The sequence below is a fragment of the Propionivibrio sp. genome (genome assembly GCF_047602565.1).
Lineage (GTDB): Bacteria > Pseudomonadota > Gammaproteobacteria > Burkholderiales > Rhodocyclaceae > Propionivibrio.
In genome coordinates this window covers 181186-197544 of sequence record NZ_JASGGX010000001.1, presented here as the reverse complement: position 1 = coordinate 197544, position 16359 = coordinate 181186, and the positions used below count along the sequence as shown (strand labels likewise).

Sequence of the window (16359 nt, the reverse complement as noted above, 5' to 3'; positions counted from 1 at the left end):
CGTGATTGGAGCCGATCGGGTCGGGCTCGGGCTAACCGCCCGCGAGAGTGAATCTCGGGGACCGGGACTGCAGCCACTGTTCGAGCATCATGGAAATCCAGATCATTTCCCCGTAATAGCCGGGATGCTCGTGGAGGTGCCTGGTCAGGAGCGTCTCCACGAAATCGGTGCGCAGGATGCCGCGGTCGGCCAGGCCTCGCACGGATTCGGAAGCCAGTTTTCTCAACGCATCGTGCCGGGTCGCCCATGGGCCGAAGGGCAGGCCGAATCCCTGTTTCTTCTTGACGATGATTTCGTCCGGAAGGAAACCGCGCAAGGCTTCCTTGAAAAACCAGCGCAGTTTGAGGCCCTTGACTTTGTACTCCGCCGGCAACCGCAGCGAGAACGCCAGCAGATCGTCATCGAGCATCGGGAAACCCACGTCCAACTCCGCCAGGGACGTCGTTCCGTATACCTTGGGCAAGTCGCATTCGGCGAGCGTGAAGCGCCAGTCGAAGGCGAGATGCCGGTTGGTGCCGCTGCCGGTCACCGCGCCGTTCCACACGTCCTGCTGCTGCCGCAACGGCGCGTCGACGTCGACCTGCGCCAGGAGTTCCGGCGTCAGCACCTCGTCGAGACCGAGCCGGGCGATCAGGTTGTACATCGCCAGCCGGTCGGGCATCGGTGCCCGGGCCTGTTCGACATAGCTCGCCCCCTTGCGGGCGAGCGGCAACCGCCGGGCAAGATCCGTTTTCAGAATGGGTTCCATGAGTCCTTTGCGGACGGCTCCCGGGACGTACTGATACCAGTCGAAGACACGATGCTTGGCGTAGCGCGAATTGCCGCCGAAAAGCTCGTCGCCTCCGTCGCCCGCAAGAATCCGGGTGATCCCGTTCTCCTTGGCCATGCGGGCACAGTAGAAGGCCGGCAGGGCGGACGAGTTGCCGAACGGTTGGTCATAATGGATGGCGACCTCGGCTATGCTGCGCACCAGATCGTCCGGCGTGACGTAGTACTCGTGGTGCTCGGTATTGAAATGGCGGGCGGCGATACGGGCATAGGCCATTTCGTCGTAGCCTTCGGCCTGGAATCCGATCGAATAGGTTGCCGCCGGCGTGCCGCGAACCAGACCGATCATCCCGGCGACTGTCGAACTATCCGTTCCTCCGCTCAGGAAGCAGCCGGCCTTTCCTCCATTCAGCGCGAGCTGGCGCGCGACGGCCTGCCGCAACAGGTCGCGGAATTCGTCGCGCAGGCTTTCGAACGAACGGGAGCCGTCTTCCCGAAACTCGGGAGTCCAGTAGGGCGCCACGGTCAGTTGGCCATCCTCGAACAGCACGTAATGCGCCGGCGGAACGCGGTATATCCCCTTGAAAATGGTCCGCGGCGAAGGGATGACGTGCGAGTACAGGTAATCGAAGATCGCCTGCGGATCTATCTCGGTGGTCGGGTCGGCCAGTTCATTGGCGCGCGGAGCGAATTTCAGCACGCCGTCGTCGATCCGATAGCACAAGGTCTGGATCGCGAAGCGGTCGATGGCGAGGAAAGTCCGTCCATCCAGCTGCAGGGCCACGGCGAAATCCCCGGCGACTCCGGCGAACGCCCCGATCCCCGTCCCGCCGATCAGCCGCGTCCAGGCGGCCAGATCGCCTTCCTCACGGGCGAGCGCGGACGTCTCGGCGTCCGGGAAGCGGGGATAGCCGGAAACGAAGCCGGAAGAAGCGGTCGTCGTCGCGGAATGCATGGTCTGTTTGTCTTGTCGTGCCAGGATGGGTTTCAATTCTGGAATGCTCCGGGACTCAATTTTTTCGGGCGAACGTCATGTACCGAGCGCGGGTGGACGTATTCCTTGGCCGGCCGGAGATCGACACCGGCAACCGCCGGTGGTTCGATTCCCTTGCCACGCAGTTTCGAAGCCGGACGCAGGCGGTAGTCCTCGCGCGCCGCGAGCACGAATTCGTCCCAGTCGACGTTGAAGTTGTTGCGATAGTCGCCCGGACCGGCGGTTTCCAGCTTGCCCTGGCCGACCAGCAGGTTGTTCACCGCGGTCACAGTGCCAAGGCCTTTGCGGACTTGCAGAAAAACCCCGTTCTGCGGGCGATTGTCCACCAGCGTGTTGTTCACCAGGTAGAGCGCGTTGACCGGCCAGAAGCTTCCTTCCGCCCCGTAGGAGACGATGCTGGGATTCTCGGTGGTGGAACTTTGCTGGATGACGTTGCCCACGGCATAAACGACGCCTCCACTCGGAAATTCCAGTTCATAACTGGCTTTCCCGCCTGTTTCGTCGGTCAGCCGGTTGTAGAAGATGTGGTTTTCGGCCGCCCTGCTTTTGAGCAGGTGCCCGACGTTGGCATGATGGAAATAACTGCCGGTCACGGTCAGCCGGGCAATGCCCCCGACGTACAGATTATGGCTTTGCCCGTCGCCAAAACCGTTGTAACCGAACTCGCAGTTTTCGATCTCGACAATGCCCGCCTTGTCGTTTCCGGTAAGGATGCCGTTCTGATTCCGCGTGAAAGTGCTGTTGCGTACGGTCAGCTGGCCTTTCTCCAGCCGGATGCCGGCACCGTTGTGATGGGAAACCGCGGCGTTAACGAAGTCGAAACCATCGACCTCGACCTTGCCGCCGCGCACGACCCAGATGCCCTTGCCCTCGGCGGCGGCTCCGGCGGCGTCGAGACGCACGCGGCCGCCGACGGTGCGCACCTTGACGTTCTTGTTGACCCAGACGGCGACGTCACCGACGTACTCCCCGGCATCGACCTCGACCACGCCGCCATCGGGAACCAGCTTGGCCGCGGCGGAAATCGTTTTGACCGTCCGGTCCGGGCCTACACGCACCAGTTCGCCGGGCAGGAGGGGTTCGGCGCCGTTGGCCTGCATCCACGCAGCGAAGAGGAGTGGCAGCGATAGTGCCCGCAACAGACGAATCATCTTCATCCTCCAGTTCCGGCTGTCCGGTTGCGGCCAGCCATCAGCGAATCAAGCAATCCGGCCAGTTGAGCCGTCCGCCCCTCGCGCGACGCACTTTTCACGGCCTGCTGCGAAGGTAAAGTGTAGCTGTTCTGGCGGATCGTTTCCGTGAAAGATGGAAGCCTCTCCTGAATCTCGGAGACCGAATCCAGGCGCACGATATCCGCGATGCCCGCCTGGCGCAGCACCGCGGCCGTGTCTCCGTGCGGGTCGGTCAGCGCCAGGATCGGGCGCTTCGAGCGTAAGTATTCATAAATCTTGGCCGGAATCTGCTCATTGCAGTTCGACGCCTGCATGACTAGGAGTCCGTCGGCCGCGAGCATTTCCGAGAGCGCCTCGCGGTAAGGAATGGGGGGCAGGCATTCGATGAATTTGTTGACGCCATATCGGGCCGCGAGATCGCGCAGAAAGCCGTCATGCACGGCGGCGCGAAAGCGGATCTTCAGCATGCCGGGCGCGATCCGCCCGCTCGACCCGAGTTGCCCCAGCGCCTCGAACAGCTGTGTCGGATCGCGTTCGGAGGGATAGACGATTCCGCTGTGCAGCAGCACGACTTCCCGCGCGCGATCGCCGGCGGGCAGTCCGGCCGCTGCTTCGACTTGTGCGAACGTTTCTTCATCGTAGCCGTTCTCCAGGACCTCGATGCTGCCGGCGGAGGCCGGGAAACGTTCGCGGTAGGTCCGCGCCGCGCTTGGCGTAGTGAAGGTGGAGGCGCTTGCCGACGAGAAAGTCTCCTTTTCGATCTGCTGGAAGCTCTTGCGCACGAGCGGATCGGCCGGATAACCGTCCTGCACCATCGGGTCGCGGAAGTCGGCGATCCACGGCAGGCCGCTGCGCTTCTGGAGCGCGGCACCGATTGCATGGGCCGTGGCGATGGGATAGGTTGACCAGATGGCCTGCGGCGCGAACTCGCGGATCATGCGCATCCCTTCGCGCACGGCGCCGAATTTCCAGCTCATCCAGCGATCGGGCCGGGCCATGGCGGCCATGTAGCGCCCGCCAACGGACAAATGGCGCGCGGTATCGAGCGCGAAGGCCCGCCGCACGATCACGCCGGGCGGCACATCGGCCATCAGGTCGTCGCTGGTACGTTCATAGGCGCGCGGGTGTGCCGTGAGCACGAGAGGTTCCCAGCCGAATTTCGGCAGGTGCTGCGCAAAGCGCAAGGTGCGCTGGATACCGCTGCTTCCCGCCAGAGGGGGGAAGTGGTAGGCGATCATGAGAAGTCGCTTCATGCGTGAAGAGTTATTTGTCCTTGAATGAGGGGTGCGACTCCGGTTGCGGCAAGGCATGCGGCTCCGCCTTGACGAGCACCGATTTTACCCAGCGTGCAAGCATCTCGCGCAGCAGCAGGATGCAGCCGATGAATGTCAGCGGATTGTAGGCCACGATTCCCCAGCGTTCCCGCCTGTGGTTCATCCAGATTTTTTTGTAATCGTCGTCACCGATCAGGAAGTCCACTTCGCTCACCCGGTCACGATCGATAACGTGTTGCATCAGATGGGCGGTGAGCACGGTTCCCGGCGAGTAGGAGGCAAAACCCTCGTGGTACGCCACTTTGTAGATGCTGGCCGTACTGTCCGTGACGATCCATAGTTGCGCCGCGACAGGCCGGCCCCGCAGCCAGGCGATCCCCATGCGCAGCGCGCCGGACGATGCGAGCTGGCGGATCAGCGCGGGGACGAATTCGGGAAACGGTTCCGGTATTTTCCAGCTGGCTGAATAGACCTCCTGGAATGCTGAGATCGCCTCATCGACCCGCCTCGGATCGGAGACAACTTCCAGAACACCGCCTTCTTCGGTGAACCGCCGGGTTTTCCGCTTGATTCGGCTGCGCAGGTTGGCGCTGCGGTGCTTGAGGTAGTCTTCCCAGTTCCTTTCGATCTTCAAATACCAGTTGCCGAAGCAGAAGAAGCGGAATGGCGTCCAGCCGATCGCCAGCAAATGATCGTACAGCTCATAAAACGCAGGTGAATCCGGGTCCATCGGCGCGAAACGCATGAGGTGGGCGCCGCCTCGATGAGCCGCCACGTGCGCCAGCAGGTGTTTCAATGCGTCCGAATCCGATTCATCCGTCTTGAGCGGCGCGTACAGCGACGTGTAGAAATTGCCCAATGCCTCGATTTTCCTGACTCTCAGACCGGTGTGGCGCGTCGGCAGCAGCGCCGTGACCCGCTTGTCGTCGGCCATGTAGTGGTAACGCACGCCGGCATCGCCGGCAAATACCGAGCGTTGCAGCAGCTCGAACCACTCCGTGGAGGCTTCGATCGGTTTTTCCCGCGACAGGCCGGACAGATCCAATCCCGCCTCGCGCAGCGTTTCCAGCCCGGTGCAGGTGTCCACTATCACTCCTTCGGGCGGTTCGCCCGGCATCGATGCTCCTGGCAGCGCGTTGCGCAAGCTTTTGAGCACGGCGAAAGCGGTCGAGAAAAAAGCTCTGCGGAATATCTGCACGTTCAGGATCGTGCAACCGAAGGTGGCCCACTCGCGTTGATCACGGGTGGCGTTGGTGTAGAACTCAAGCGTTTGTCCCGGATGGTTCGTCAGGCGGTCTTCGATCACGCGATTGAGTTGCAGACGTCCCGGCGCGATCCGCGCCAGCGTTTCGTCATAAGTGGTCTTCAAGATGATCGACAGGTCCGCGTTTTCGATCATCAAACGCGACGCCGCCAACCGGTCGCCGACGCGCAGCTCGTAGACCGCCGCCTGTCCGGCGTGCGCGAACGATTCCATGATTTCCGCGTAGAAGCTTCCCTGGGTGTTGTCGGGCGCGACGGCCGTTCCGGCCTTGCCCTTCCATCCGGACGATTCGATCGTGCCGAAACGCGTGACGGCTTCGTCCATGTCTTCTGGCCGCGCATGCCGGATCAGGGAAAAGCCGCCGAACTCCTGGTCGAGCCGGTTGAAATAGCGACGCAGGTTGGCGCGCAAATTCTTCGGCCGCTGGCTCCAATAGCCATCGAAAGCAAGGGCGCCGTCGATACCGATCGTATATGCCTGGGCCGAAACGTGCGCCGTGCGATTCATTTTTTCCATGCAAGGCGCAAATCGCGGGTCGATGGCAATCAACTCGATGGTCCAGGCGAATCCCGGCAAAGCGGGTAACAGCGTGGCGAGCCGCTCGGCGTCATCGAGCAGTACCGCGGTAATCTGCGCCTGCGAAGGACGGAACGAAACCCAGCGTCCGTACCCTTGGGGTTGCGCGATGAGCGCCCCGGTTATCCGCCCCTTCGGTCCGTCCGATCGCTCGATGCACAGGAACTCGTCTCCGGTGGCGAAATGCTTCAGTAACGGGCCGACGAAGCGGCTGTCGAAAAAAGGGTGCCCGCCGAACAGCGTTTCGTTCAGACGATCCCACTCTCCGGCAAATCGGGGGAACGCCTCGCGCGCCGCGTGTACTTCCCAAGTCATCGGCCAGCCTCGCGGCAGCCGTCCTCGCCAGTCCGTCGCAGGACCGATCTCAGCACATCGATCATCCAGTCCATTTGCGCTTCGTCCAGGCCCTGGTGGCAAGGCAGGTGCAGCAGATGCAACTGGTAACGGCGCGAGACGGGGCAATCGGAGATGGCCATCTCGTCCCAGCGCCAGATGGGCATGCCGGCCTGCTTCAGCAAGAAGAAGTGCGGGAGGGGAGTATCGATCAACAGCGGAAACATGTAGGGCACGCCGTCCGCCGGCCAGTCGGGGTAAAGAGGGAGGCAGTTCGGCAGCGTGGCCGTGGCGTCGAGCCAGCGCGCGTAGTTGCGGCGCCGGGCAGCGGCAAGGTCATGCACCGAGGCGCGGCGGACGAGCCAACGCGAGAGACGCAAGGCCGATTTTCGCGCGTCGGCAGGGACGAAGTACGGCGAAGGTCGGCCATAGGCCAACTCGAAGAGCGGAGTTTCAGCGGGTAGCGGGTGGGCGGTCGACGCTGATCCGGTATTGGCGAGCGGCGGAGGCCGTCGCATTTCCATGAGGTGTTTAAACCCGCGCGCTTCGTCGCGCCAGCTTGGAGATTCGACAACGGTCATGCCGAGCAGACCCGGCTCGGCCGCGCACAACAGGCCGCCATCTTCGCAAGCAAAAAACTTGTACGGACTGGCGGTGACGTATTTTCCGAAAGTGCCGGTGCGCGGCGCCTGCACCGTTTCGGTAAACAGAACGTGCGAGCAGTCCTCTATGAGGGTGATGCCTTTTGCCGCGCACCAACTCCGCAGCGGCACAAAATTCTGCGCCAGCCCAAAGTAATGCGTGGCGAGTAGGGCGCTCACCGGACGGTCGGCCTTGGCGAACAGGGCGTCGAACTTTTCAATGTCGGGCGAGAGGTCGGGGCGAAGTGGATAAAGCAGCACCTTGGCGCCGAGCGCGATGGCCGGATCGAGCATGCTCAGGCAGTGGTAGGCCGGCGCCATCAGGATCTTTTCTGGGCCGATGCCGCACAGGCGGTATGCCGCTCCCAGGGCATAGCGTCCGCGCGCGAAACTGCGAAAACCGTATTGGGTGGTCTTGAAAAAGCCCGTGATCGGAATGCCGTTGCCGGAACTCACGGTGCGATTGGGCAGCAACGGCACTTTTGGCCGGGGGAAATCGAACGACGAAGGATCGAAACGCGCGAGCTGCAAGGGCATCGACGACATCGCGGGACGGCAGCCGCTACACCAGCACTTCGACGCAGGCCGGATGGCCCAGGAAAGCCTGCGGGCTGGCGGTGAAGCCGTAGGCGCCGGACTGGTAGATCACCACCAGGTCGCCGGGCTCGGCCCTGGCGAGTTCCATCCGGTCGGCCAACAGGTCGAGCGGGGTGCACAGCGGGCCGACGACCGTCGCCGTTTCGCGTTCGGACGATGCCATCCGGCTGCCGATGGCGGCCGGGTAGTTCTTGCGGATGACCTGCCCGAAATTGCCGGAAGCGGACAGATGATGGTGCAGGCCGCCGTCTGTGACGAGGAACACCTGGCCGCGCGAGACCTTGCGGTCGATGACCCGGGCGACGTAGAGCCCGGCCTCGCCGACGAGATAGCGCCCGAGTTCGACGACCAGTTCTGCGCCCGGGAAATCGCGTCCGGCGCGTTGCGACAGTTCTCCGAGATTCGCGGCGACAGGCGCCAGGTCGAGCGGCTGTTCGCCCGGAAAATAGGGAATGCCGAAGCCGCCGCCCAGGTTCAGCGTGCGCACCGGCGCGGGGGCGGATTCGGACAATGTCAGCGCCAGCTCATAGCTCTTGCGCTGGGCCTCGACGATGGCCTCGGCTTTCAGGTTCTGCGCACCGGCGAAGAGGTGGAAGCCCTCGAAATCCAGTTCCGCGCGGCCGATCCCGGCCAGCAGTTCGGGCACCTGCTCGGCGTCCACGCCGAACTGCTTGGGGCCGCCGCCCATTTTCATGCCCGAGCTTTTGAGTTCGAAATCCGGGTTCACGCGCACGGCGACACGCACGGCATAGCCCGTTTCCGCGTGGATGCGCGCCAGCACGGCGACTTCCCGGAACGATTCGACGTTGATCAGGACGCCGGCCGCCACGGCCCGGTGCAGATCGGCTTCGCTCTTGCCCGGTCCGGCGAAACTCACGTCGCGCGGATCGGCGCCGCAGTCCAGCGCCACCTTGAGCTCGCCGCCGGAGGCCACGTCGATGCCGTCCACCTGCTGCGCCATGTGCGCGACGAGCGCCGGCATGGGGTTAGCCTTCATCGCGTAATGAATCTTCAACGCCTCGGGCAATGCGGCGCGCAAGGCTTCGACGCGCTGCGTCACCAGGCGGCGGTCGTAGGCGTAAAAAGGCGTCTGCCCGACGCGCGCGGCGAGACGGGTCAGGGGAATGCCGCCGACCCGCAGTTCGCCGTCCTCGACAGGAAACTGGTGCATCGGCGCGTGCCTGGGCGTGGCGCGTTCGCTGGCTTGCATGATCGGCTCCGTGGTCAATTGGCCGTCTTGCGGCCTGGCGTTGTGAGTGCCGTCGTGTCGGCCATCACGCGCGTTTCTCCACCCATTCGGTCGACAGCGTCTTGCGGTCGATCTTGCCGTTGGGGTTGCGCGGCAGCGGCCCGGGGCGCACGTCGATGCCGTGCGGCACCATGTACGCCGGCATGCGCTTACGGCATTCGGCAAGCAGCGCCTCGACGTCGAGTCCGGCGCCGTCGGGCGGCGTGGCGACGACCTGGATCGCCTGGCCGAGCACGTCGTGATCGACGCCGAAGGCCACGCACTCGCCGACCAGCCTGGTGGCGTAGAGCACTTCCTCGACCTCGGTCGGGCTGACGCGGTAGCCGGAGGTCTTCATCATCTCGTCGCGCCGGCCGATGAAGTACAGGAAGCCTTCCGCGTCCATGCGCACGGTATCGCCCGAGTAAACCGCCAGTTCGGGAATCACCAGCCCCGGTTCGCGGCCCGGCGTGCGGGCAGGCAGCGGCTTGTAGCGTTCCGCCGTCTTTTCCGGATCGTTCCAGTAGCCCATGCCGACCAGCGCGCCGCGGTGCACCAGTTCTCCCGGCTCCTCGGGCGCGCAGGGCGTGCCGTCCTCGCGCAGGACCAGGATCTCGGCGTTCGGGATAGCCTTGCCGATCGAATCCGGGCGCCGGTCGACCTCGTCGGGCGGCAGGAAGGTCGAACGGAAGGCTTCGGTCAACCCGTACATCAGGAAAGGCCGGGTCTTCGGCATGCGCGCGCGCAAGGCGCTCAACGTCTCGCGCGGCATGCGCCCGCCGGTGTTGGCGAAATAGCGCAGGTGTTCGGTGATCGTCGCCGGCCAGTCGAGCTGCGCCAGCTGGATGTACAGCGGCGGCACGGCGGTGAGTCCCGTGACGCGCTCGCGTTCCAGCGCCTTCAACACGTCGCGCGGCAGCAGGTAATTGAGCAGCACCACACGGGCGCCGACGTGGAACGCCGTGGTGAGCTGGCTGAAACCGGCGTCGAACGACAGGGGGAGGGCGGCGAGCAAGGTGTCCTCGGCCGTATTTTCCAAGTAACCGGCGACGCTTTTCGCGCCGGCCACCATGTTCCGGTGCGAAAGTACGACGCCTTTCGGCTTGCCCGTGCTGCCGGAGGTGTAGAGGATCGCCGTCATGTCCGTGTCGATCACCCGGTGGCCGGCGCGCGCAGGCATCGCCAGCAGCGCATTCCAGCCGATGCGTGCGTACGTCTCCTCGCGGGTTGCGGGCGAATCGTCGCCGACCAGCACCACGTGGCGCAGATCGGCGCAAGCAGCCAGCGTCTCCGCCAACAGCGCGTGGCGCTCCGGCGAAGTGACCAGGATGCGCACGTTGCAGTCGCGCAGGATGTAGGCGACCTGTTCGGGCTTCAGCAGCGGATTGAGTGGCACAAACACGCCGCCGGCGGCCGGCGCGCCGAAACTGGCGATCACGGTCTCGCAGCGCTTTTCGAGGTAGATGGCGACGCGCTCGCCGCGCTGCAGGCCCAGGCCGACGATCCCGCCCGCGAACCGGGTGACGGCGGCATGCAGGCCGGCATACGTCATCGAGTCCGTGCCGTAGGTCAACGCGGTGTTTTCCGGGAAGCGCTCGGCCGAGCGCGCAATGAGATCCGGGAGCAGACAGGAGTCGGTCATTTTTTTCCTCACGAGGCAGACTCGAAGTTCGATTTTATCGACTAGAGATTCATGGCGCAGCGAATTTGTTCCGTCGGCGTGTCGCGTCGGATGGCGCATTCGATGCCGGCACGGCCGGCGGCGGCGACGGGAACGGATTCCCCGCGCATCCGTGACAGTATAATCTCTGCCCCCAAACCATTTCGGCAGTTCCGCCGCACCGGCGGACGAGGAGAATACATGGACATTCACAACGAGGTGCTGGCGATCCTCGACGACGTGCTGAGCCTCAAGGGGCGCAGCCGTTCCTTCACGCGCGACACCGCGCTGCTCGGCGCCATTCCGGAAGCTCGATTCGATGGCCGTCGTGGCGCTGATCACGTCGATGGAAGAGCGTTTCGGCTTCATCGTCGAGGACGACGAGATCGATGGCACGGCCTTTGCGACGGTGGGTACGCTGACCGATTTCGTGCAGGGCAAGCTGAACGGCTGATCTGTCCGCCGCATGGCGTTCGAGGCTTTTTTCCTGCCGGCCGGGCGAGGGCAGCGGTTCTGCATCCTGCATAGCGCCGAACCCGGTATCCCTGTGCGCGGGGCGCTGGTCTATGTCCATCCCTTCGCCGAGGAGATGAACAAGGCGCGGCGCATGGCGGCGCTGCAGGCGCGCGCCATGGCGGCGGCCGGTTACGCGGTGCTGCAGATCGACCTGTACGGTTGTGGCGACAGCGCCGGCGATTTCGGAGACGCCGCGTGGCCGGACTGGATCGACGACGTGTGCCTGGCCGCCGCCTGGTTGCGCCGGCGGACCGGCACCGCGCCATGGTTGTGGGGCCTGCGCGCCGGCTGCCTGGTCGCCACGGCGGCGGCGCATCGGCTCGATGAGGTTGCGGGGCTACTGTTCTGGCAGCCGGTTTCCTCGGGCCGGCAGCACCTCCAGCAGTTCCTGCGCCTGAAGATCGCCGGAGAAATGCTGTCCGGGCAGGGGCAGGGCATGATGGATCGGCTGAAAGCTGACCTGGAACAGGATCGCCCGGTCGAGATCGCCGGCTACACGCTTTCTCCCGGATTGGCGCGCGGCCTGGGCGGCGCCGGACTGGCCTTGCCCGGACGGACCCTGCGGATCGAATGGCTGGAGATTGCCGGCGCGCCGGAAGGCGGCTTGTCGCCGGCCGCGACCGGTCGAACTGGAAAAATGGCGGGTGCAGGGACACGCCGTTCGCGGCTCCGCCGTGTACGGACCGTCGTTCTGGCAGACCACGGAAATCGCGGAATGTCCCGGTTTGCTGACGGCGACGTTGGCCGCGCTGGACGGCGGCGCGACGGCATGAACTTCGTCGAAGTCCCGCTGACGTTCCACGTTGCCGGCGAGTGCTTGCTGGGCATCGCGGCGCTCCCGGAAACGCCCCGCGACTGCGGCGTCCTGATCGCCGTCGGCGGGCCGCAATACCGGGCCGGCAGTCATCGGCAGTTTCTTCTGCTCTCGCGCCGGCTGGCCGCCGCGGGCTACCCGGTGCTCCGCTTCGACTACCGCGGCATGGGCGACAGCGAAGGCGCCATGCGTTCCTTCGAAGAGGTCGGCGAGGATATCGCCGGCGCCATCGACGCGTTCATGCGCCAGTGTCCGCAGATGAGCCGGTGCGTGCTGTGGGGATTGTGCGATGCCGCGTCGGCGATCCTCATGCATCTGGATACGACCGACGATGCCCGCATCGCCGGCGTGGCGCTGCTCAATCCCTGGGTCCGTTCGGAAGCCGGCCTGGCGCAGACCCGCATCAAGCACTACTACGGACAACGGCTACTGCAACGGGAATTCTGGAGCCGGCTGCTGACAGGGAAAATGAACGTCGCCGCTTCCCTGCGCGACTTTCTTGCAAGCGCCGTAAAAACGCGCGGAACGGCGGATTCCCCGATACGTGCGCCGTCGTTCCGAGAACGCATGGTGAATGGACTGGGGATCTTTCGCGGCGCGGTACTGCTGATCCTCAGCGGGCGCGATTACACGGCGAAGGAATTCATCGAATATACCCGCGTCAACGCCGCCTGGTCCGGCCTGTTGGCGGCCGGGAACGTAAGCCGGGTGGATCTGCCCGATGCCGACCATACGTTTTCCACCGCTGCCTGGCGGGACGAAGTGGAAAACGCCACCCTGCAATGGCTGGCGCGCATCCCGAACGACCACCGGGCCGGGTAGGCCCATGCCGTCGCCGGGCCGGCGCGGCGATCGCGCTGGTCTGCCTGACGGCGGGATCCGTCCTGGCGGTGGCGCATCCGTTATGGCCGGCGTTCGCGGTGTCGGCCTTTCTTGCCGCCGCGCTGCTGTCCGCCTGGCGGCCGTGGCTGGGCATCCTCGCCTTGCCGGCGCTGCTCCCAATCCTCAACTTCGCGCCGTGGACCGGCTGGCTGATCGTCGATGAATTCGATCTGCTGGTACTGGCCGTGCTGGCAGGTGGCTATTTCAGGGTGTGGTGGGGTGGTTCCGATCTGCGCCATGCCGGGACCTTGGCCTGGCTGACGGCCGCCGCCGGCTGCCTGATCGCATGGGGAGCGGCCGGGGTGTCGATGCAGGACGTCAATAGCTTCGCCGGATACGCTTCGCCGCTGAACGCCCTGCGGGTCGGCAAAAGCCTGGTGTGGACCGCGCTGCTGCTGCCCTTACTGGACGCCTCCCGCGCTGCCGTGCCGCGCCCGGAAATGCTGGCAAGGTTTTTCTGGGCATCGCTGCTGGGCAGCGTCTGGGTGGTCCTGGCGGTCCTTTGGGAACGGGCGTCTTATCCCGGTCTGCTGAACGTGCATACGCCTTACCGGACCGTCGGGCTTTTCTGGGAGATGCATCACGGCGGCGCGGCGCTCGACGTCTACCTCGTGCTGATCGCGCCGCTGCTGGCCTGGGCCTGGAGGCGACCGTTGCCGCCAATCGGGCGCCTGCTCCTGGGCGCGTTCATCCTGGCCTTCGTGTACGCCTGTCTGACGACCTTCTCGCGCGGGGTCGTATTCACGGCGGCCGGCGCCGCGATCATGCACGGACTGCTGCATCGCTGGCAGGCGCGCCGGCGGCATTCATCGCAGCCGGCGCGGGTGCGGCCCGCCAGCCTGTCGCTCATCGCCCTGGTCGGCGTCGAAGCGTTCATGGTTTTCGGGACGGATTCCTTCATGAACAGCCGCTTGCAGGAGACGACGCGCGATTTCGCCGGGCGGCTCGCACACTGGGAGCAGGCGCTCGGCGCGTTGGAGTCCCCCACGGACTGGCTTTTCGGAATCGGGCTCGGGAGATTCCCGTCGCCTGAGGTTCAGCGGAAATTGGGCGTGGTGCTGCCGGGAAACTTCGCGGCGGCCGGTTTGGGCGACGGCACGCGCGGGGCGAGATTGTCCGGCCCGGATGGGCTGCTGAAAGGGCGATCGCCCGGCACATTTTTTGCGCTTTCGCAGCGGATCGATCCCGTCCCGGGCGTGCCGTACCGGTTTTCCATGCAGGCGCGCAGCGAGCGGGGCGGCACGCTGCTCTTGCAGGTCTGTGCTGCCCATCTGCTTTATCCATCGCGCTGCAGCGCGAGAATCGTAAGCGTCGAGGGCGGCGAATGGCAGGAGCGGAGCGCGTCGTTCTCCAGCCGCGTGTTTGGCGCCGAAACCTCGTGGCGCGCCATCGGGCATGGAGTCTTCCTGGCGTCCGTGCTGACGCCCGGCAGCACCATCGAGATCTCGGCAATGCGGCTCGCGGCCGACGGCGGGAACCTGCTGGCCAACGCGGGTTTCGACGAAGCCGAGGGGCGCTGGTTTCCCCAGTCGTTCCGGTACTTTCTGCCGTGGCATATCGACAATTTCTACCTCGAACTTCTCGTGGAAACGGGAGCCGTGGGACTGGCAGGATTCCTGTGTGCCGTCTTCCTGGTGTGCCGGCGGCTTTTCCGGGCCGCTTCGGCGGGAGAAACTTTCTCGATCGAACTGCTGTCTTCCGTTGCAGGAATGCTGGTGTTGGGCTCGATCGTCAGCATTCTCGACATGCCCCGGGTGGCCACCTTGGCCGGCTCGTTCCTCGCCTGGGCCATGGTCGTCGGATTTGAAGAACAACGATCGACAAAGTCATTTTGATTCAACCGATGTCCATGGTATAGTCACATTCTTTTCATCGATGTTGGCTGTATATCCTTTTGCTTTTCTGGTTTATATAGTTCATTGATTTATAGTGTTTTGTGTTGGCATCAAAAACAGAGTTGCGAATTATTTGTATCGCTTGTGAATTTTGTCACGGCGTTGAAATCTGTTTGGATGTTTAATCCCCTCAAGAAAAGAAGTCGGCGTTTCTGTTTCAAAATGAACTCCGTCGGGGCCGATACTGTGGTGTCGGACGGCCCCTGTACCCGGGGTAGCGGCCAGGGGTAGCAAGCATGATCAAGGTATTCAGCCATTGGATTCACTGGAAGACGATCCTGCAGATCGTTCTGGATATCGTGTTTCCGGTCGTATGCGTGGTGCTGGCCGTGCTGCTGTGGGGCATCGGCGGACGGACCGACCTGGAAACGGTCGTCGTCTATGCGGCCGTCTACGCCTTCATCATGGTGATGTTCAACTCCTGGCTGGGGCTGTACAACCGCGCGCACAACCGGACGGTGGCGCAGACGCGCGCGCGCGTCGTCCTGTCGCTGTATCTCTCGATCCCCATCGCCTACACGGTTTTCGCCCTGCTTTCGATCGCCGACGAAAACCAGAAACTGCTGCTCTTGTCCGGCCTGGCGGCATTGTTCGGAACGCTGGCGCACCGCGTATATACGATGCACAGCCGCACGGGAGTGCTCATGGTCAATCGCGTCCTCATCTTCGGGTCGGGGCCGGAGGCGAGAACCGTCGGCAAGGTGCTGAAGAAGTCGGACCCGGACATCCAGATCGTCGGCTTCTATCCGGGGCCGTCCGAATCCGAGGTCTGCGTGCCGGAGCAACTGCTGCTGCCGCGCTCCCGTTCCTTGTCGGATACGGCGTACGCGCTGAACGTCAACGAGATCATCATCGCCGTACAGGAACGCCGTGGCGGCGTGCTGCCCTTGCGCGAACTGCTCGACTGCAAGCTGTCCGGCGTCAATGTGCTCGACTTGGCGAGCTATTTCGAGCGGGCGCTCGGCCAGATCCGGCTGGATTCGCTGAAGGTCGGCTGGCTGATTTTCGGCGAGGGTTTCCGCCAAGGCTGGGCGCGCACCTTCGTCAAGCGCGTGTTCGACGTCACCGCGGCCAGCATTCTGTTGCTGCTGGCCGCGCCGGTGATGCTGCTGACGGCCTTGGCGATCATCATCGAAGACGGCTTTCCGGTCTTTTACCGACAGGAGCGCGTCGGGCTCAACGGACGCCTGTTCAACGTGGTGAAGTTCCGCAGCATGCGCCGGGACGCGGAAGGCGACGGCAAGCCGCGCTGGGCGACGGCCAACGACGACCGCACGACCCGCGTCGGCCGGGTGATCCGGAAACTGCGCATCGACGAGCTGCCGCAACTCTACAGCGTGCTGACGGGGGACATGAGCCTGGTCGGCCCGCGTCCGGAGCGGCCGTATTTCGTGGACCAGCTGACCCGCGACATTCCCTTCTACGCGGTCAGGCACAGCGTCAAGCCGGGCGTGACCGGATGGGCCCAGGTCAGCTACCACTATGGCGCCTCGGTGGATGATTCCATCCAGAAGCTCCAGTATGACCTTTACTACGTGAAGAACCATACGCTTTTCCTGGATATCGTCATTCTGTTCGAAACCATCGGCGTGGTGGTGACCGGCAAGGGCGCGCAATAGCTCCGCGACGGTGCGTCGACGGGCGTCAATGCCGCGATGCAGGGCGGGTTCCGAGGTTTCGGCCGGACGCTCCCGGGCCTTCTCAGGATGTGTCATAGTGTCTTTCGTGCGGAACCTGAACTGAGG

General features: G+C 64.2%; 11 protein-coding genes. 4 read left to right on the top strand and 7 right to left on the bottom strand.

Features of this window, described 5'->3' with window-relative positions:
• Positions 1 to 31: 31 nt before the first annotated feature.
• The 7 genes from QM701_RS00900 to QM701_RS00870 form a co-directional block, all read right to left on the bottom strand.
• Positions 32 to 1723 (bottom strand): asparagine synthetase B family protein, encoded by a 1692-nt coding sequence (locus QM701_RS00900; protein ID WP_415165234.1) that lies wholly within the window; start codon positions 1721 to 1723, stop codon positions 32 to 34.
• Between the two features lie 32 nt (positions 1724 to 1755).
• Positions 1756 to 2919 carry a right-handed parallel beta-helix repeat-containing protein gene (locus tag QM701_RS00895; protein WP_415165233.1) on the bottom strand — a complete coding sequence of 388 codons (1164 nt, stop codon included), beginning with the start codon at positions 2917 to 2919 and terminating at the stop codon, positions 1756 to 1758.
• Positions 2916 to 4172, bottom strand: a complete 1257-nt coding sequence (locus QM701_RS00890) for a glycosyltransferase (RefSeq protein WP_415165232.1) — start codon at positions 4170 to 4172, stop codon at positions 2916 to 2918. Before QM701_RS00890 ends, QM701_RS00895 begins: the two co-directional genes overlap by 4 nt.
• Before the next feature lie 25 nt (positions 4173 to 4197).
• Positions 4198 to 6363, bottom strand: coding sequence for a GNAT family N-acetyltransferase (locus tag QM701_RS00885; RefSeq protein WP_415165231.1), 2166 nt, complete (start codon positions 6361 to 6363; stop codon positions 4198 to 4200).
• Positions 6360 to 7559, bottom strand: coding sequence for a DegT/DnrJ/EryC1/StrS family aminotransferase (locus tag QM701_RS00880; RefSeq protein WP_415165230.1), 1200 nt, complete (start codon positions 7557 to 7559; stop codon positions 6360 to 6362). Before QM701_RS00880 ends, QM701_RS00885 begins: the two co-directional genes overlap by 4 nt.
• 25 nt (positions 7560 to 7584) lie before the next feature.
• On the bottom strand, positions 7585 to 8829 hold the full coding sequence (locus QM701_RS00875; RefSeq protein ID WP_415165229.1) for a pyridoxal-dependent decarboxylase, exosortase A system-associated: 1245 nt from the start codon (positions 8827 to 8829) through the stop codon (positions 7585 to 7587).
• A gap of 64 nt (positions 8830 to 8893) precedes the next feature.
• Positions 8894 to 10489, bottom strand: coding sequence for an acyl-CoA ligase (AMP-forming), exosortase A system-associated (locus QM701_RS00870; protein ID WP_415165228.1), 1596 nt, complete (start codon positions 10487 to 10489; stop codon positions 8894 to 8896).
• A 337-nt stretch (positions 10490 to 10826) separates the two neighbouring features.
• Here QM701_RS00870 and QM701_RS00865 point away from each other — a divergent pair, with 337 nt between their 5' ends.
• The 4 genes from QM701_RS00865 (at position 10827) to QM701_RS00850 (ending at position 16233) form a co-directional block, all read left to right on the top strand.
• Positions 10827 to 10961: a hypothetical protein gene (locus QM701_RS00865; protein ID WP_415165227.1), complete on the top strand. Its 135-nt coding sequence runs from the start codon at positions 10827 to 10829 to the stop codon at positions 10959 to 10961.
• 12 nt (positions 10962 to 10973) lie between these two features.
• Positions 10974 to 12659 carry a hydrolase 1, exosortase A system-associated gene (locus tag QM701_RS00860; protein ID WP_415165226.1) on the top strand — a complete coding sequence of 562 codons (1686 nt, stop codon included), beginning with the start codon at positions 10974 to 10976 and terminating at the stop codon, positions 12657 to 12659.
• Complete coding sequence (locus QM701_RS00855) at positions 12620 to 14554, top strand: hypothetical protein (protein WP_415165225.1); 1935 nt, start codon at positions 12620 to 12622, stop codon at positions 14552 to 14554. The genes QM701_RS00860 and QM701_RS00855 overlap by 40 nt, the downstream gene beginning before the upstream one ends.
• Before the next feature lie 296 nt (positions 14555 to 14850).
• Positions 14851 to 16233 (top strand): TIGR03013 family XrtA/PEP-CTERM system glycosyltransferase, encoded by a 1383-nt coding sequence (locus tag QM701_RS00850; protein WP_415165224.1) that lies wholly within the window; start codon positions 14851 to 14853, stop codon positions 16231 to 16233.
• The last annotated feature ends 126 nt before the right edge of the window (positions 16234 to 16359 follow it).